Origin of the sequence: Caballeronia sp. RCC_10 (genome assembly GCF_041360715.1) — a bacterium.
GTDB classification, from domain to species: domain Bacteria; phylum Pseudomonadota; class Gammaproteobacteria; order Burkholderiales; family Burkholderiaceae; genus Caballeronia; species Caballeronia grimmiae.
Window position 1 is genome coordinate 38,905 of record NZ_JBFUPT010000005.1, and the last position, 16,582, is coordinate 55,486.

A 16,582-nucleotide genomic window follows, 5' to 3' on the forward strand; every position below is an offset into this window, starting at 1 on the left:
CGAGCGCATACAGATGTGCAAAGCTCGTCGCCGGTGCTGAACTGAATATTTTTTACAGGGAGTAATGATGCAAGGACGTTTCAAGCAGTGGATGTTGCTGGCCGCTTTCGTGCCGACTTTCGCGATGGCTCAGTCGCTTCAGAACCAGGCGCCGAACCAGGCGGCGGCGCCGGCTGCCGCAGCAGCACCGGCTGATCCGGCCAAGCAAGCCGCGATCAAGGAGCTGCTCGACGCAATCGACGCACAGAAGCTCGTCGGCGCGATCGGCAACAGCGCGCAAATGCAGGCGAAGCAACTGGTTCCGGCGATCCTGTCGGACGCACTGTCGGAAAACAAGTCGCTGAACGACAAGCAGAAGCAAGCTGCTGTTCCGACGCTGCAAAAGAACGCAGTGCCGAAGCTGGTTGATTCGGCAGGTCAGGTTTTCGCAACGGACAACTTCCGCCAGGACGCCATGAAGGCTCAGTACGACGCGTACGCGAAGTACTACTCGACGGACGAGATCAAGGACCTGACGAACTTCTACAAGAGCACGACGGGCCGCAAGTTCATCCAGGTGCAGGATCAAGTTGGCCGCGACGTGGTCAACGGCCTGATGCAGAAGTACATGCCGCAAGCGATCAAGGCAACGCGTACGCAAGCCGATTCGGAAGTGGCAAGCGTCAAGGCCGCCAAGTAAGCACGGGCACGCAGTCCGCATAGATTCGCCAGCGAGGCATGCCGCCTCGCGCGTTGGCGGGTTTTCAGGACAATGCGATAATGGCTGTTTGCGTGAGAGCGCAAGCAGCCATTTCTTTTTCAGGCGCGACGAACGAGGCCACGTCTCTTCGCCAGTCCGTATTCTCGGCAGCGCCTGCCAATCGGGACCCTCAGATGCGCGTGTTCAATTTCTCCGCCGGCCCGGCCGCGATGCCAGAAGAAGTGTTGAGGCAAGCCGCCGACGAAATGCTCGACTGGCAAGGCAGCGGCATGAGCGTGATGGAAATGAGCCACCGTGGCGCCGAATTCATGTCGATTCACGAGGCGGCGCTCACTGATCTGCGTGAATTGCTGAACGTGCCGGCCTCGCATCGCATTCTGTTTTTGCAGGGCGGCGGCATCGGCGAAAACGCCATCGTGCCGATGAACATGCTCGGCGCAAAGAAGACCGCCGACTTCATCGTGACCGGTTCGTGGTCGACGAAATCGCTCAAGGAAGCGCACAAGTACTGCACGCCTCACATGGCCGCCACCGGCAAGACGGAGCAGGGCTTCACGCGCGTGCCGGGCATCGACGAATGGAAGCTGTCGGACGATCCCGCCTACGTGCATCTCTGCACGAACGAAACCATCGATGGCGTCGAAGCGTTCGATATCCCCGATCTCGGCAATATCCCGCTCGTCGCGGATGCGTCGTCGCATATTCTTTCGCGCCCGATGGACGTCGCCAAATACGGCGTGCTGTTCGGCGGCGCGCAGAAGAACATCGGCATGGCGGGGGTGACGGTGGTCATCGTGCGCGAGGACCTGCTGGACCGCGCGCTGGCCATCTGCCCGTCCGCCTTCGAATGGAAGACGGTCGCCGAAAACAACTCGATGTACAACACGCCGCCCACGTATGCGATTTACATCGCCGGGCTTGTCTTCAAGTGGCTGAAGAAGCAGGGCGGCTTGCAGGCGATCGAAGCGCGCAACGTCGAAAAGGCAAAGCTGCTCTACGACACCATCGATTCCAGCGATTTTTACGTCAACAAAGTTGAGCGGCAGAACCGTTCGCGCATGAACGTGCCGTTCTTTCTCGCCGATGAATCGCGCAACACAGACTTCCTGGCCGGCGCAAAGGCGCGCGGCCTTCTGCAACTGAAGGGCCACAAGTCCGTCGGCGGCATGCGGGCATCGATCTACAACGCGGTGCCGGTCGAGGGCGTACGGGCTCTCGTCGAATACATGAAGGAATTCGAGCGCGAATGCGCTTAACCCGCATCCGGACATCACAGCACCGCATGGACGACGACCTCAATACAAGACTCAAGCCACTGCGCGAGCGCATCGACGCGCTCGACGCGCAACTCATCGCTTTGCTGAATCAGCGCGCTTCGGTGGCGCTCGAAGTCGGCGAGGTGAAGAAGCATTTCAACGCGCCGGTGTTTCGTCCCGAGCGCGAGATGCAAGTGATCGCGCGGCTTCAGGAGATGAGCGACGGGCCGCTCGCAGCCGAGCACATCAGCGCCATCTGGCGCGAGATCATGGCGGCAAGCCGCTCGCTCGAGCAGACCATCCGCGCCGCCTTCCTCGGGCCGGTCGGCACCTATAGCGAACAGGCGATGTTCGAGTACTTCGGTCATTCGATCGAAGGGCTGGCGTGTCCGTCGATCGACGAAGTGTTCCGCGCGGTCGAAGCTGGCGCGGCGCAGTATGGTGTGGTGCCGGTCGAGAATTCGGCGGAAGGCGCGGTGTCGCGCACGCTTGACTTGTTGCTGCAAACGCAATTGATGATCGGCGGCGAACTCGCGTTGCCGATCCATCACAACCTGCTGACCGCGTCCGGCACGCTCGACGGCGTGACGCGGATCTGCGCGCATCCGCAGGCGATCGCGCAATGCCAGCGCTGGCTGTCGACGAACGCGCCGCGTCTCGAGCGGCAAGCCGTGTCGAGCAACGCGGAAGCGGCGCGCATCGCGGTGAACGATCCGGCCGTCGCGGCCATCGCCGGCGATCGCGCGGCCACGCATTACGGGCTCGGCGTCGTCGCTCCGATGATCCAGGACGATCCGCACAATCGCACGCGCTTCGTGATCATCGGCAAGCAGCCGACCGATTCGAGCGGTCACGATCAGACTTCGCTCATCGTGTCGGTGGCGAACGAGCCGGGCGCGGTGTTCAAGCTGCTGGAGCCGCTCGCGAAGCACGGCGTCTCGATGACGCGCTTCGAGTCGCGGCCCGCGCGCATCGGCACGTGGGAGTATTACTTCTATATCGATGTCGAAGGTCATCGCGACGATACCGCCGTGGCCGCCGCGCTCGATGAACTCGGACGCAAGGCTGCGTTCCTGAAGATTCTCGGGTCCTATCCGCGCGCCCGGTAAAATCCGCGCTTTCAGCCGTCCGATTGTCCCGCGTCCCCGCGACGCGTTTTCTCCGGTGTTCCGTGACCGAGTTCGCTTTCAACAAACTGGTTATCTTCGGTGTCGGCCTGATTGGCGGCTCGCTCGCGCGCGCGCTGCGTGAACGCGCGGGGTTGGGCGGGCGCATCGTCGGCGTCGGGCGTTCGGCGCAGTCCGTCGCGCGCGCGCTCGAACTGGGCGTGATCGATGAAGCCGCCGCCTGCGACGACGACGCCGCGCTCGTCCGCGCCCTCGAAGGCGCAGACGTCGTCTTGCTTGCCGCGCCCGTCGCTCAGACGGAGCCGCTGCTCGCGCGCATCGCACCGTTTCTCGACGCGCGGACCATCGTGACGGACGCCGGCAGCACGAAAAGCGATGTCGTCGCCGCGGCGCGCTCGGCGCTCGGCGCACGCGTCGCGCAATTCGTGCCGGGCCATCCTATCGCCGGGCGGGAGTCGAGCGGTGTCGATGCCGCGCTGCCCGAGCTTTACGTCGATCGCAATGTGGTGCTTTGTCCGCTCAGCGAGAACGCGCCGGAAGCGGTCGAACGGATTGCGGCGATGTGGCGCGCGACCGGCGCCGCCGTGCATCGGATGAGCGAAGCCCAGCACGATCGCGTGTTCGCATCGGTGAGCCATCTGCCGCATGTGCTGTCGTTTGCGCTCGTCGAGCAGATTCTCGAAGCGCCGGACGCGCAGTTGAAGTTCTCGTTCGCGGCAGGCGGCTTCCGCGATTTCACGCGCATCGCGGCATCCAGCCCGGAAATGTGGCGCGACGTCTGCATCGCGAACCGCACCGCGCTGCTCGCCGAACTGGACGCCTATACCGATGTCCTTGCGCGTTTTCGGGCGGCCATCGACGCGTCGGATGGCGCCGCGCTCGAAGCGGCGTTTGCGCGCTCGCGCGTCGCGCGAAAGGAATGGCAGGAACGCGGCGGCATGCGGATTTCCGCCGATCCCGCCGCAAAGTAACCACACAGCAACGACATAGCGGCACACCCAGGACACACAATGGAACATCTCGATCTCGGACCTTTCGCTCGCGCGTCCGGCACGGTGCGGCTGCCCGGCTCGAAGAGCATTTCGAACCGCGTGCTGCTGCTGGCGGCACTGTCGGCGGGCGACACCACGATCACCAATCTGCTCGATTCCGACGACACGCGCGTGATGCTCGCCGCGCTGGAGGCGCTCGGCGTCGTGCTGAAGCGCGATGGCGACCGCGTCATCGTGACCGGCACGGGCGGCGCCTTCCCGTCGAAGTCAGCGGAGCTGTTCCTTGGCAACGCAGGCACGGCGGTGCGCCCGCTCACGGCGGCGCTGGCGGTCAACGGCGGCGAATATCGCGTGCACGGCGTGCCGCGCATGCACGAGCGGCCCATCGGCGATCTCGTGGACGGCTTGCGCCAGATCGGCGCGTCGATCGACTACGAGCAGAACGACGGCTTTCCGCCGCTCAAGATTCACGCATCGAAGATTGCCGTCGACAAGCCGATCCGCGTGCGCGGCGACGTGTCGAGCCAGTTCCTCACCGCGCTCCTGATGAGCCTGCCCCTGATCGAAGGCCGCAGCGGGCCGGTCACCATCGAAGTAGAAGGCGAACTGATTTCGAAGCCGTACATCGACATCACGATCCGGCTGATGGAACGCTTCGGCGTGGCGGTCGAACGCGACGGCTGGGCGCGCTTCACCGTGCCGGCCGGCGCGGGCTACCGGTCGCCGGGCTCGATCATGGTCGAAGGCGATGCGTCGTCGGCGTCGTACTTTCTGGCGGCGGGCGCGATCGGGCACGGGCCGGTGCGCGTCGAAGGCGTCGGACGCTCCAGCATTCAGGGCGACGTCGGGTTCGCGGATGCGCTCAACCGCATGGGCGCGAACGTGATGATGGGCGACGACTGGATCGAAGTGCGCGGCGTCGAATCGGAAGACGGCAAGCTCGCGCCCATCGACATGGACTTCAACCTGATCCCCGATGCGGCGATGACCATCGCGGTGGCCGCGCTGTTCGCGAGCGGCACGACGACACTGCGCAACATTGCAAGCTGGCGCGTGAAGGAAACGGACCGCATCGCCGCGATGGCGACGGAGTTGCGCAAGGTCGGCGCGACGGTCGAAGAGGGCGCGGATTACCTCGTCGTCACGCCGCCCGCACGGCTCACACCGAACGCCGCCATCGACACCTACGACGATCACCGCATGGCGATGTGCTTCTCGCTGGTCAGCCTCGGCGGCGTGCCCGTGCGGATCAACGATCCGAAGTGCGTCAACAAGACCTTCCCCGACTATTTCGACCGTTTCGCGACGCTCACCCGGACGTGAGCCGCGCAATGCCTTCGATTCACACCGCAACGACCGGCCGCAACGGCCACACGCAATGAAACCGACTCGCCCATTCGACCCCACTCCAGTTATCACCATCGACGGGCCGACGGCGTCGGGCAAAGGCACCGTCGCGGCGCTCGTCGCGGCCACGCTCGGCTTCCACCTGCTCGACAGCGGCGCGCTTTACCGGCTTGCGGCGCTCGCGAGCATCCGCTATGGCATCGATCAGGGCGACGCCGCCGCGCTTGCAAAACTGGTCGACGACCTGCATATCACCTTCCGCGAGGGCTGCGCACAGCTCGACGGCGTCGACGTATCGAGCGAAATCCGGGCGGAAGCGGTTGGCAATCGCGCGTCCGCGATCGCGGTTCATCCCGAAGTGCGGCAGGCCCTCGTCGCTCGCCAGCGGGCGTTCCGCAAGCGTCCCGGCCTGGTTGCGGACGGCCGCGACATGGGCACCGTGATCTTCCCGGACGGCACGCTTAAGGTCTTTCTTACCGCGAGCGTCGAGGCACGCGCGGCCAGGCGCTATAAGCAATTGATGCAAAAAGGCTTTTCTGCTAATATGGATGACTTGCTGCGCGATTTGCGCGAACGCGACGCCCGGGACACCAACCGTGCGGCCGCGCCGCTCAAGCCCGCAGCGGACGCGAAGACGCTGGATACGTCGAGTCTCTCCATCGACCAGGCGGTCGAGCAGATCATCGGCTGGTACAGCGAAGTTTGCGTCTGATGGTTTCGTAGTGAATCAGCAGTAACCGGCGGCGGGCAACGGCTGCCGGATAGCAAGGTGTTTCGCCGTGAGGCGGAACGTGTGTTAACCCCTTAACCCCGTGCGGCTTCGCGCACTTACCGGTCTAGTGTCCGGCTTTTCCGGGCCATTAGGACCACCGCGCCAAGGCTGTGCAAATTCCGATTTTTATGTCCGACCTGCAAACCTCCACCCCGAATACCGAATCTTTCGCGGCTCTGTTCGAAGAGTCGCTGACCAAGCAGGACATGCGCGCCGGCGAAGTGATCTCCGCCGAAGTCGTGCGTGTCGACCACAACTTCGTGGTCGTCAACGCTGGTCTCAAGTCCGAAGCCTATATTCCGCTCGAAGAATTTCTGAACGACGCGGGTGAAGTGGAAGTGCAGGCGGGCGACTTCGTTTCCGTCGCGATCGACGCGCTGGAAAACGGCTATGGCGACACCATCCTGTCGCGCGACAAGGCGAAGCGCCTCGCTTCGTGGCTGTCGCTGGAAAAGGCGCTGGACAACAACGAACTCGTCACCGGCACCATCACCGGCAAGGTGAAGGGCGGAATGACCGTGATGGTCAACGGCATCCGCGCGTTCCTGCCGGGTTCGCTCGTCGACACGCGTCCGGTCAAGGACACGACGCCGTACGAAGGCAAGACGCTCGAATTCCGCGTCATCAAGCTCGACCGCAAGCGTAACAACGTCGTGCTGTCGCGCCGCGCCGTGATCGAAGCTACCCAAGGCGAAGAGCGCGCAAAGCTGCTCGAAACGCTGAAGGAGGGCGCGATCGTCGAAGGCGTGGTCAAGAACATCACCGACTACGGCGCGTTCGTGGACCTCGGCGGCATCGACGGCCTGCTGCACATCACCGACATCGCATGGCGTCGCGTGCGTCACCCGTCGGAAGTGCTGTCGGTCGGCCAGGAAGTCACGGCCAAGATCCTCAAGTTCGACCAAGAGAAGAACCGCGTTTCGCTCGGCATCAAGCAACTGGGCGACGATCCGTGGGAAGGCATTTCGCGCCGTTACCCGTCGGGCACGCGCCTGTTCGGCAAGGTCACGAACATCACCGATTACGGCGCATTCGTCGAAGTGGAATCGGGCATCGAAGGCCTTGTCCACGTGTCGGAAATGGACTGGACCAACAAGAACGTTGCGCCGTCGAAGGTCGTTCAGCTCGGTGACGAAGTCGAAGTCATGGTTCTCGAAATCGACGAAGACCGCCGCCGTATCTCCCTCGGCATGAAGCAGTGCAAGCCGAATCCGTGGGATGACTTCAGCCGCAACTTCAAGAAGGGCGACAAGATCAGCGGCGCCATCAAGTCGATCACCGACTTCGGCGTGTTCATCGGTCTGCCTGGCGGCATCGACGGTCTGGTTCACCTGTCGGACCTGTCGTGGTCGGAAACCGGCGAAGAAGCCGTGCGCAAGTACAAGAAGGGCGACGAAGTCGAAGCCGTGGTTCTGGGCATCGACGTCGAGAAGGAACGCATTTCGCTCGGCATCAAGCAGCTCGAAGGCGATCCGTTCAGCAACTTCGTCGCGATCAACGACAAGGGCGCTATCGTCGACGGCGTCGTGAAGTCGGTCGATCCGAAGGGTGCAGTCGTGACGCTGTCCGGCGAAATCGAAGGCTACCTGCGCGCTTCGGAAATCGCACAGGACCGCGTGGAAGATGCGCGCAACGTGCTGAAGGAAGGCGACAAGGTCAACGCGATGATCATCAACATCGATCGCAAGTCGCGCGGCATCAACCTGTCGATCAAGGCGAAGGATTCGGCGGAGCAGCAGGAAGCCATGCGCGGCCTGCAGTCTTCGGATTCGAACGCCGCCGCGACCGGCACGACCAACCTCGGCGCGCTGCTCAAGGCCAAGCTCGACGGCCAGAACAGCTAAGCCTTAAAGGCATTGCTGCAGTATGACCAAAAGTGAATTGGTCGCCCAGTTGGCGCTGCGATTTCCGCAACTTGTCCTCAAGGATGCGGATTTCGCAGTGAAGACGATGCTCGATGCGATGTCGGAGGCGCTTGCCAACGGTCATCGCATCGAGATTCGCGGCTTCGGCAGCTTCGGGCTCAACCGTCGTCCGTCGCGCGTCGGGCGCAATCCCAAGTCGGGTGAAAAAGTGCTGGTGCCGGAGAAATTCGTGCCGCACTTCAAGCCGGGCAAGGAATTGCGCGAACGCGTCGATGGCCGCGCGGGCGAGCCGCTGAAGGCGTCGAATGACGACGATGCGGACGATCTCTGATCGGCGCGCATCGACGCCGGCCGGCTCCCGAAATGCGGGCAGACCGGTCGTCGCGACGTCCGGCCATGAGGCAATCGACCAGAAAAGCACCCCTCGGGGTGCTTTTTTTACGTCTCAAGCAAGCGAGCGCGTCTGTGACACTGTCCGGACGTTCGGTAGCGCACACAGATGCTTACATTCCTACTAAAGCCTTGCCCGTGCTTCGGTGTCCCCGGCCAGATGCATCCATTACAATACCGGTCACTTTGACTCGGGTAATCACGTAGGCCGACCACGACGGGAAGGCTGCGGGATGCGACCGCTTTTGCGAGACCGTACATGAAATTCATCGTCTGGCTGATCCGCGTTCTGGTCTTCGTGCTGCTGCTCGTGCTGGCGCTCGCCAATACCCAGACGGCCACGCTGAATTTCCTTGCAGGCTACGGCTGGGACGCGCCGCTGATTCTCATCGGTCTGGCGTTCTTCGTCGTCGGCCTGCTGGCAGGGCTGGTGTCGGCCGTTCCGGCGATGCTGCGCGTGCGGATGGAAAACAGGCGTCTGAAGCGGGAACTGCGCGTTGCGCGCGAAACGCCGGCCGTCAAGGAAGAACCGCCGATGCCGCCGCTCATTTGAGCGCACCCGTCGCTGCGATACGTGGCGGGACCCCGCAACAGCAGACACCTAACCGACTCAACCACACATTCGCATGGATCTAGACTTCTGGTGGCTGCTCGTGATTCCCGTAGCCTTCGCGCTCGGATGGATGGCGTCGCGCTACGATCTGAAAACGCTGCTGTCCGAAAATGCGAATCTGCCACGCTCCTATTTTCGCGGCCTAAACTTCCTGCTCAACGAGCAACACGACAAGGCGATCGACGCGTTCGTGGAAGTCGCCAAGCTGGACCCCGAAACCATCGAATTGCACTTCGCGCTCGGCAACCTGTTTCGCCGGCGCGGGGAAACGGATCGCGCGATCCGCGTGCATCAGAATCTGTTGAGCCGGGCCGATTTGCCCGTCGCCGAACGCGATCACGCGCTGTATGAACTGGGCCAGGACTTTCTGAAAGCCGGCCTGCTTGACCGCGCCGAAGAAACCTTCCGCTCGCTGGAAGCAGGCGAATACTCGCTCGGCGCGCAGCGCGCGCTGCTGACCATCTACGAGATCGAAAAGGACTGGCCGAAGTCGATCGTGACGGCGGAACGCATCGAGAAGATGGGCGCGCCGTCGCTGCACATGGAAATTGCGCACTTTCATTGCGAACTCGCGCAGGAAGCGTTGCAGCGCAAGAATCTCGACGAGGCACGCGCCGAACTGAAACTCGCGCTCGCATCGAACCCGGACAACGTGCGCGCGACCATCCTCGCGGGCGATGTCGAGGCCGCCGCCGGCAACGTCGAAGCCGCGATTGCCGTGTGGAAGCGCGTCGAAGCGCAGAACGAGGCGTATCTGCCGCTCGTCGCCGAGAAGCTGATGAAGGCGTACGCCGCGCTCGGGCGCAAGGACGAGGGCGTCGATCTGCTGACCGATTACGCAAGCCGCTATCCGTCGAATGACCTGCTCGATGTCGCGTACAAGCATGTTCAGGAACTGCGCGGCCTCGATGCAGCGCACGCGCTCGCACGCAAGCAGATGCAGATCGCGCCGAATCTTGCCGGCATGACGCGACTGCTCGAAGCGCAGGAAGCGACCGCCGAGGAGCCGCGCCGCGGCGAACTGGAACTCATGCGCACGCTCGTCAAGCAGCGCACCAAGAATCTGCCGCGGTACACGTGCCAAACGTGTGGATTCCGCGCCCGTCTTTTTTATTGGCAATGCCCCGGATGCAGCGGCTGGGAAACTTACGCGCCGCGACGCGTCGAACCCATCACGAGCTCGGCCTGAATTGCAGCACGGCGGGCGTGTTCATTCGAACGCCCGCCACGGCCGGCACCTTTGAAACCAACGGAGCGTTATGAAAGTTACTATCGTGGGTACGGGTTATGTCGGTCTGGTGACCGGCGCATGTCTCGCTGAAATCGGCAATGACGTATTTTGTGTCGACGTCGATGCGCGCAAGATCGATATCCTGAATAGTGGCGGCGTACCGATTCACGAGCCCGGCCTGCAGGAAATGCTCCGGCGCTGCCGCGCGGCAGGACGCATCCAGTTCTCCACCGACGTCAAGGCGAGCGTGGAGCACGGCGACATTCAATTCATCGCGGTCGGCACGCCGCCCGACGAAGACGGCTCCGCAGACCTGCAATACGTGCTCGCAGCGGCGCGCAATATCGGGCGCTACTCGAATGGCTTCAAGGTGATCGTCGATAAGTCGACGGTGCCGGTCGGCACGGCGCTGCAAGTGAAGCGCGTCGTCGACGAAGAGCTGAAGGCGCGCGGGCTCGAAGGCGCGGACAAGCACGGCTTCTCGGTCGTGTCGAACCCCGAGTTCCTGAAGGAAGGCGCGGCGGTGGACGACTTCATGCGTCCGGACCGCATCGTGATCGGCATTGACGACGATCAGGCCGGCAATCGCGCGCGTGAAATGATGAAGCGTCTCTACGCGCCGTTCAACCGCAATCACGAACGCACGCTGTACATGGACGTGCGCTCCGCCGAGTTCACGAAATACGCGGCCAACGCGATGCTCGCGACGCGCATCTCGTTCATGAACGACCTCTCGAATCTCGCCGATGTCGTCAACGCCGATATCGAATCGGTACGGCGCGGTATTGGCTCGGACCCGCGCATCGGCTATCACTTCCTGTATGCGGGCTGCGGCTACGGCGGCTCCTGTTTCCCGAAGGACGTGCAGGCGCTCGTGCAGACGGCGCGCGAGAACGGGCATCGGCTGCGGATCCTGGAAGCCGTGGAAGAGGTCAACGACGCGCAGAAGGAAGTGCTCGTCAACAAGATCGTCAAGCGCATGGGCGAAGACCTGCGTGGCCGCACGTTCGCCGTGTGGGGGCTCGCGTTCAAGCCGAATACGGACGACATGCGCGAGGCGTCGAGCCGTCGTCTTATTGCGTCGCTGCTCGAACGCGGCGCGACCGTGCGCGCGTATGATCCGGTAGCGATGCAGGAAGCGCAGCGCGTGTTCGCACTCGATCTGGCCGATCGCACGAGCGACATGGACCGTCTGCATTTCGTGAACACGCAGCAGGAAGCGTTGACGGGCTCGGATGCGCTTGTCATCGTGACGGAATGGAAGGAATTCAAGAGCCCCGACTTCGGGCATTTGAAGAGCGAGCTGAAGATGCCGGTCATCTTCGATGGCCGCAATCTGTATGAACCGGAAACGATGGCTGAACTAGGCATCGATTATTTTGCAATAGGACGTCCCCATGTCGAACTCGACGGCAATGGCAGCCGGCAGTAAGCCGGCAAATATCCCTGTGGTGTCGCGCGCCCGCATTTCGGCGGCGCGCGTGCTCGTGGTCGGCGATGTCATGCTCGACCGGTACTGGTTCGGCGATGTGAATCGCATATCGCCGGAAGCGCCCGTGCCGGTCGTGCATGTGCAGAAGAAGGAGGATCGCCTGGGCGGCGCGGCGAACGTCGCACGCAACGCGGCGGCGCTCGGCGCGCAGGCGGGCCTGCTCTGCGTCGTGGGGTATGACGAACCGGGCGAGCGCATCGTCGAATTGCTCGGCGAAAGCCGCGTGACGGGACATTTGGCTCGCGATGCCGAACTGCTCACGACCATCAAGCTGCGCGTGTTGTCGCGTCAGCAGCAACTGCTGCGCGTCGACTTCGAAAACACGCCGAATCACGAAGTGCTGCGTGCATGCCTCGCACGCTTCACCGAACTGCTGCCGCAGCACGACGTCATCCTGATGTCCGATTACGCGAAGGGCGGCCTCACGCACGTCACGCAGATGATCAGCGATGCGCGGGCCGCCGGCAAAACCGTGCTCGTCGATCCGAAGGGCGACGACTGGGAACGCTATCGCGGCGCAACGCTGATCACACCGAACCGCGCGGAGTTGCGCGAAGTGATCGGCCAGTGGAAGTCGGAAGAAGACCTGCACGAGCGCGTGACGAAACTGCGCGCCGACCTCGACCTGAGCGCGCTGCTGCTGACGCGTTCGGAAGAAGGCATGACGCTCTTCACCGAGAACGAAGTGCTCCACAATTCGGCCGAAGCGCGCGAAGTGTATGATGTATCGGGCGCGGGCGACACCGTCATTGCAACGGTTGCAACGATGCTCGGCGCGGGCGTGCCCCTCGTCGACTCCATCGTCTATGCGAATCGCGCGGCGGGAATCGTCGTCGGCAAGCTCGGCACGGCGACCGTCGATTACAACGAACTCTTCGCCTGATCCTATTTGATTACTTCGCCATGACCTTTATCGTTACCGGGGCGGCCGGCTTCATCGGCAGCAACATCGTCAAGGCGCTCAAGGAGCGCGGCGAAAACCGCGTGATTGCGGTCGACAATCTCACGCGCGCGGACAAGTTCAAGAATCTGGTCGACTGCGAGATCGACGATTACCTCGACAAGACCGAATTCATCGAGCGTTTTCGCCGTGGCGATTTCGGCCGGGTGCGTGCGGTGTTCCATGAAGGCGCGTGCTCGGACACGATGGAAACCGACGGCCGCTACATGATGGACAACAACTTCCGCTATAGCCGGGACGTGATGGACATCTGTCTCGAGCAGGGCGCGCAGTTTCTGTATGCGTCGTCGGCTGCGACCTATGGCGGTTCGAGCCGCTTTGTCGAAGAGCGCGAAGTCGAAAAGCCGCTCAACGTCTACGGCTACTCGAAGTTCCTGTTCGACCAGGTCGTGCGTCAGGTCTTGCCGAAGGCGGGCAGTCAGATCGTCGGCTTCCGGTACTTCAACGTGTACGGCCCGCGTGAGACGCACAAGGGGCGCATGGCGTCGGTTGCGTTCCACAACTTCAACCAGTTCCGCTCGGAAGGCAAGGTGAAGCTCTTCGGCGAGTACAACGGCTACGGCGCGGGCGAGCAGACGCGCGACTTCGTGTCCGTCGAAGACGTGGTGAAGGTCAATCTGCACTTCCTCGATCATCCGGAGAAGTCGGGCATCTTCAACCTCGGCACGGGACGCGCGCAGCCGTTCAACGACATCGCGTCGACGGTGGTGAATTCGCTGCGGTCGATGAACGGCGAAGCGCCGCTCTCGCTCGCGGAGCTGGTGCAGCGGGGGCTGATCGAGTACATTCCGTTCCCCGACGCCCTGCGCGGCAAGTACCAGTGCTTCACGCAAGCCGACCAGACGCGCCTGCGCGCAGCCGGCTACGACGCGCCGTTCCTCACGGTTCAGGAAGGCGTCGATCGCTACGTGCGTTGGCTATTCGGCCAGCTATAAACGCCTTTCAAGTCTCTCTACACTGGGTCTCGCGGTCGGCACTGTTCGCCGGCCGGTTCTTCTGGAGACCAGTATGTTCAAGCAAGCACTCTCAACGATCGTCGCCCTGGCGCTGACCCTTTCCATCGGTTCGGCGTTCGCGGCGGTCGATGTCAACACCGCCAATACCGATGCGCTGCGCGGCATCAAGGGCATTGGTCCGGCAAAGGCGAAAGCCATTCTCGACGAGCGACAGGCGCACGGCCCGTTCAAGGACGCGGCCGATCTCAGCTCGCGCGTGAAGGGCATGGGCGGCAAGACGGTGCAGCGTCTGGAGGCGGAGGGCCTGAGCATCGGCAACGCGCCGAAGACAGCTGCCGCCAGCGCGGGCGGCGCGAATCATGTCAGCGCGACGCCGGTGGCCTCGTCGGCCGGCGCGAAGCCTGTCGTCGTGAAGAAGTAAGCAGCGCGGCGCACCGGCGGAGCCTCGCCGCCGGTGCGCCGAATCGGTCACGCTCCTTCAGCCTTCGGATGTTTTGGGCCCCCGCGGTTTGCCTCACCGCGGGTTTTTTGCGTGAGCGCGAGGAAGCCATTGGCGCATGAGGGGCGCGACGCATCGGAAAGACCGGTGGGCTACAATCGATTCATTCCCTCATCACAATCCCTGAACGCGGTCCAAGCATTCGCCGCGGGATTCGACATCCGGTTCGCTATGGCTTACATGACTATCGAAGACACTATCGGCAACACGCCGCTCGTGCAACTCGTCCGCGTCGTGGACGATGAAATCCGCAGCCGCAACAACGTCGTGTTGGGCAAGCTCGAAGGCAACAACCCGGCGGGCTCGGTGAAAGACCGGCCAGCTTTGTCGATGATCAGGAAAGCTGAAGAGCGCGGCCGCATCAAGCCGGGCGACACGCTGATCGAAGCGACGAGCGGCAACACGGGCATCGCGCTCGCAATGGCCGCCGCCGTGCGCGGCTACAAGATGGTGCTGATCCTGCCGGAGGATCTGTCGATCGAGCGCCGTCAGAGCATGGGCGCGTACGGCGCGCAGATCATTCTGACGCCGGTGACGGGCGGGATGGAATACGCCCGCGATCTCGCGGACCAGATGCAGCGCGACGGCAAGGGCATCATCCTCGACCAGTTCGCCAATCCGGACAATCCGCTCGCGCACTACGAGACCACCGGTCCGGAACTCTGGCAGCAGACCGAAGGCCGCATCACGCATTTTGTCTCGTCGATGGGCACGACGGGCACGATCATGGGCGTGTCCCGGTATCTGAAAGAGAAGAACGAGAAGATCGAGATTGTCGGGGCGCAGCCGGAAGAGGGCTCGCGCATTCCGGGCATCCGTAAATGGCCGGAAGCGTATATGCCGAAGATTTTCGATCGCAGCCGCGTCGATCGTGTGGAAAACGTGAGTCAGGCCGCGTCGGAAGCGATGGCTCGCCGGCTCGCGTCGGTCGAAGGCATCTTCGCCGGCATTTCGTCGGGCGGCGCGTGTGAAGTGGCGCTGCGTGTCGCGCGTCAGGTCGAGAACGCGACCATCGTGTTCGTCGTCTGCGATCGCGGCGATCGCTATCTGTCGACGGGCGTGTTTCCTGCCTGACCGATGACGACGCGCGGACCGACCGCGCGTCGCATTTGCGCTTACTGGTCGGCGCCCGTCGCCGCCATGCGCGCCTTCACTGCCTCGCCGAGCTGGTACACGGCGAGTGCATAGAAGAAGCTGCGGTTGTAGCGCGTGAGCACATAGAAGTTCTTCAGTCCGAGCGTGTACTCGGTGGCTCGCCCGGGCGTCGGCAGATCGACGACGGTCAGCGGCGTCGCCGCCTCCGCCGCAACGTTCAGCCCCGGCTCGGCCATCAGCATGCCGGCCTTCGTCAATTGCGCGAGCGACCAGTGCGGCTCGGCCTGTCCATCGGCGGCGGCTTGCGCGATGCCCTGGCTGCCTTCATCCCCAGCGATGCGCCACACGACCGGACGGCCCGGTTCCCAGCCGTTCTGCTTCAGATAATTCGCGACGCTGCCGATCGCATCGGCCTGGCTCGTGCGCAAATCGATGCGGCTGTTGCCGTCGAAATCGACCGCGTATTGCACGATGCTGCTCGGCAGGAACTGCGGAATGCCGATCGCGCCGGTGTACGAACCGAGCACGGTGGTCGGATCAATCTGCGAATCGCGCGTCCACACCAGCAGGTCTTCGAGATTCTTGCGGAACGTCGCCTGACGTTCGAGCCGGTTCGGCGTATTCGGATAGTCGAACGTGAGCGTGGTCAGCGCGTCGAGCGCGCGGAAGTTGCCCATGTATCGCCCGTAGATGGTTTCCACGCCGATGATCCCGACGATCACCTCGGGCGGCACGCCGAACTGCGCGGACGCGCGCTGCAGTGTCGCCTGATTCGCGCGCCAGAATTTCACGCCCGCGTCGATGCGAATTGGCTCGATGAAGCGCGACTGGTACACACGCCAGTTTTTCGTCGATGGCGTCGGCGAGGGCAGCACGAGCTTCACCGCGGTCGCGGAATAGCTGACGCGATTGAACAGGTCGTGCAGCTTCGCGGCATCGAAGTCGTAACGCGCGACCATGTCGTTGATGAAAGCATCGACATTCGCGTTGTTCGCATAACGTTGCGGCACGATCTCTTCTTCGAACACTTGCCCTTGCGCGGTGGTCTGCGGCTGCTGCGACTGCGCGACGGCACTGTTGCCGGACATGACGCCGATCGCGCAGAAAAGAGATGCGATGAACGCGCGCGTCAGCGGCCTGAAGGTGGAGTCGAGCGGGGCAAACTGAAAAGTCATAGTGTGCGTGATGAGGCGATATGGGGCGATGCCGGATGTTCGAGCGCGCTTGGAGCGACGCGTCGCTATTCCCGATGCAAGAATGCTCAACCGGACGCAACGTCCTGCGAC

General features: G+C 63.1%; 16 protein-coding genes. 15 read left to right on the plus strand and 1 reads right to left on the minus strand.

The annotated features are described in order from the left end of the window. The first annotated feature begins 67 nt into the window (after positions 1-67). The 15 genes from AB6804_RS11680 to cysM all read left to right on the plus strand — a co-directional run bounded on the left by AB6804_RS11680 (position 68) and on the right by cysM (position 15,275). Positions 68-679: a DUF2059 domain-containing protein gene (locus AB6804_RS11680; protein WP_370886818.1), complete on the plus strand. Its 612-nt coding sequence runs from the start codon at positions 68-70 to the stop codon at positions 677-679. A gap of 194 nt (positions 680-873) precedes the next feature. After that, complete coding sequence (gene serC / locus AB6804_RS11685; RefSeq protein ID WP_370886607.1) at positions 874-1,956, plus strand: 3-phosphoserine/phosphohydroxythreonine transaminase; 1,083 nt, start codon at positions 874-876, stop codon at positions 1,954-1,956. Positions 1,957-1,982: 26 nt separating this feature from the next. Continuing rightward, on the plus strand, positions 1,983-3,065 hold the full coding sequence (gene pheA, locus AB6804_RS11690; protein ID WP_370886608.1) for a prephenate dehydratase: 1,083 nt from the start codon (positions 1,983-1,985) through the stop codon (positions 3,063-3,065). 62 nt (positions 3,066-3,127) lie between these two features. After that, positions 3,128-4,054: a prephenate dehydrogenase gene (locus tag AB6804_RS11695; protein ID WP_370886609.1), complete on the plus strand. Its 927-nt coding sequence runs from the start codon at positions 3,128-3,130 to the stop codon at positions 4,052-4,054. Between the two features lie 39 nt (positions 4,055-4,093). Then, positions 4,094-5,398 (plus strand): 3-phosphoshikimate 1-carboxyvinyltransferase, encoded by a 1,305-nt coding sequence (gene aroA / locus AB6804_RS11700; protein ID WP_370886610.1) that lies wholly within the window; start codon positions 4,094-4,096, stop codon positions 5,396-5,398. A 55-nt stretch (positions 5,399-5,453) separates the two neighbouring features. Beyond that, positions 5,454-6,134 (plus strand): (d)CMP kinase, encoded by a 681-nt coding sequence (gene cmk / locus AB6804_RS11705; RefSeq protein ID WP_370886611.1) that lies wholly within the window; start codon positions 5,454-5,456, stop codon positions 6,132-6,134. A gap of 170 nt (positions 6,135-6,304) precedes the next feature. Continuing rightward, a complete protein-coding gene (gene rpsA, locus AB6804_RS11710; protein ID WP_174447177.1) occupies positions 6,305-8,038 on the plus strand; it encodes a 30S ribosomal protein S1 in 1,734 nt (577 codons plus the stop codon). A gap of 22 nt (positions 8,039-8,060) precedes the next feature. Continuing rightward, positions 8,061-8,390 carry an integration host factor subunit beta gene (locus AB6804_RS11715; RefSeq protein WP_035959682.1) on the plus strand — a complete coding sequence of 110 codons (330 nt, stop codon included), beginning with the start codon at positions 8,061-8,063 and terminating at the stop codon, positions 8,388-8,390. Positions 8,391-8,708: 318 nt separating this feature from the next. Continuing rightward, positions 8,709-9,002 carry a lipopolysaccharide assembly LapA domain-containing protein gene (locus AB6804_RS11720; RefSeq protein WP_370886612.1) on the plus strand — a complete coding sequence of 98 codons (294 nt, stop codon included), beginning with the start codon at positions 8,709-8,711 and terminating at the stop codon, positions 9,000-9,002. 73 nt (positions 9,003-9,075) lie between these two features. Beyond that, positions 9,076-10,251 carry a lipopolysaccharide assembly protein LapB gene (gene lapB / locus AB6804_RS11725; protein WP_035959680.1) on the plus strand — a complete coding sequence of 392 codons (1,176 nt, stop codon included), beginning with the start codon at positions 9,076-9,078 and terminating at the stop codon, positions 10,249-10,251. Positions 10,252-10,321: 70 nt separating this feature from the next. Continuing rightward, complete coding sequence (locus AB6804_RS11730) at positions 10,322-11,725, plus strand: UDP-glucose/GDP-mannose dehydrogenase family protein (RefSeq protein ID WP_370886613.1); 1,404 nt, start codon at positions 10,322-10,324, stop codon at positions 11,723-11,725. Beyond that, positions 11,691-12,668: a D-glycero-beta-D-manno-heptose-7-phosphate kinase gene (gene rfaE1 / locus AB6804_RS11735; protein WP_370886614.1), complete on the plus strand. Its 978-nt coding sequence runs from the start codon at positions 11,691-11,693 to the stop codon at positions 12,666-12,668. The genes AB6804_RS11730 and rfaE1 overlap by 35 nt, the downstream gene beginning before the upstream one ends. A 20-nt stretch (positions 12,669-12,688) precedes the next feature. Beyond that, positions 12,689-13,681 (plus strand): ADP-glyceromanno-heptose 6-epimerase, encoded by a 993-nt coding sequence (gene rfaD / locus AB6804_RS11740; protein ID WP_370886615.1) that lies wholly within the window; start codon positions 12,689-12,691, stop codon positions 13,679-13,681. Between the two features lie 73 nt (positions 13,682-13,754). Next, on the plus strand, positions 13,755-14,123 hold the full coding sequence (locus AB6804_RS11745; RefSeq protein WP_370886616.1) for a ComEA family DNA-binding protein: 369 nt from the start codon (positions 13,755-13,757) through the stop codon (positions 14,121-14,123). Between the two features lie 249 nt (positions 14,124-14,372). Next, positions 14,373-15,275 carry a cysteine synthase CysM gene (cysM, locus tag AB6804_RS11750; protein ID WP_035959675.1) on the plus strand — a complete coding sequence of 301 codons (903 nt, stop codon included), beginning with the start codon at positions 14,373-14,375 and terminating at the stop codon, positions 15,273-15,275. A gap of 41 nt (positions 15,276-15,316) precedes the next feature. Here the strand turns inward: cysM and mltB are convergent, their stop codons facing one another. Further along, positions 15,317-16,471: a lytic murein transglycosylase B gene (gene mltB / locus AB6804_RS11755; protein WP_370886617.1), complete on the minus strand. Its 1,155-nt coding sequence runs from the start codon at positions 16,469-16,471 to the stop codon at positions 15,317-15,319. Between the last annotated feature and the right edge of the window lie 111 nt (positions 16,472-16,582).

What these genes read in the sequence shown, in the direction of transcription:
- AB6804_RS11680 (WP_370886818.1), top strand. Translation starts at nt 68, where the DNA reads ATGCAAGGACGTTTCAAGCAGTGGATGTTGCTGGCCGCTTTCGTGCCG.
- serC (WP_370886607.1), top strand. Translation starts at nt 874, where the DNA reads ATGCGCGTGTTCAATTTCTCCGCCGGCCCGGCCGCGATGCCAGAAGAA.
- pheA (WP_370886608.1), top strand. Translation starts at nt 1,983, where the DNA reads ATGGACGACGACCTCAATACAAGACTCAAGCCACTGCGCGAGCGCATC.
- aroA (WP_370886610.1), top strand. Translation starts at nt 4,094, where the DNA reads ATGGAACATCTCGATCTCGGACCTTTCGCTCGCGCGTCCGGCACGGTG.
- cmk (WP_370886611.1), top strand. Translation starts at nt 5,454, where the DNA reads ATGAAACCGACTCGCCCATTCGACCCCACTCCAGTTATCACCATCGAC.
- AB6804_RS11715 (WP_035959682.1), top strand. Translation starts at nt 8,061, where the DNA reads ATGACCAAAAGTGAATTGGTCGCCCAGTTGGCGCTGCGATTTCCGCAA.
- AB6804_RS11720 (WP_370886612.1), top strand. Translation starts at nt 8,709, where the DNA reads ATGAAATTCATCGTCTGGCTGATCCGCGTTCTGGTCTTCGTGCTGCTG.
- lapB (WP_035959680.1), top strand. Translation starts at nt 9,076, where the DNA reads ATGGATCTAGACTTCTGGTGGCTGCTCGTGATTCCCGTAGCCTTCGCG.
- AB6804_RS11730 (WP_370886613.1), top strand. Translation starts at nt 10,322, where the DNA reads ATGAAAGTTACTATCGTGGGTACGGGTTATGTCGGTCTGGTGACCGGC.
- rfaE1 (WP_370886614.1), top strand. Translation starts at nt 11,691, where the DNA reads ATGTCGAACTCGACGGCAATGGCAGCCGGCAGTAAGCCGGCAAATATC.
- rfaD (WP_370886615.1), top strand. Translation starts at nt 12,689, where the DNA reads ATGACCTTTATCGTTACCGGGGCGGCCGGCTTCATCGGCAGCAACATC.
- AB6804_RS11745 (WP_370886616.1), top strand. Translation starts at nt 13,755, where the DNA reads ATGTTCAAGCAAGCACTCTCAACGATCGTCGCCCTGGCGCTGACCCTT.
- cysM (WP_035959675.1), top strand. Translation starts at nt 14,373, where the DNA reads ATGGCTTACATGACTATCGAAGACACTATCGGCAACACGCCGCTCGTG.
- mltB (WP_370886617.1), bottom strand. Translation starts at nt 16,471, where the DNA reads ATGACTTTTCAGTTTGCCCCGCTCGACTCCACCTTCAGGCCGCTGACG.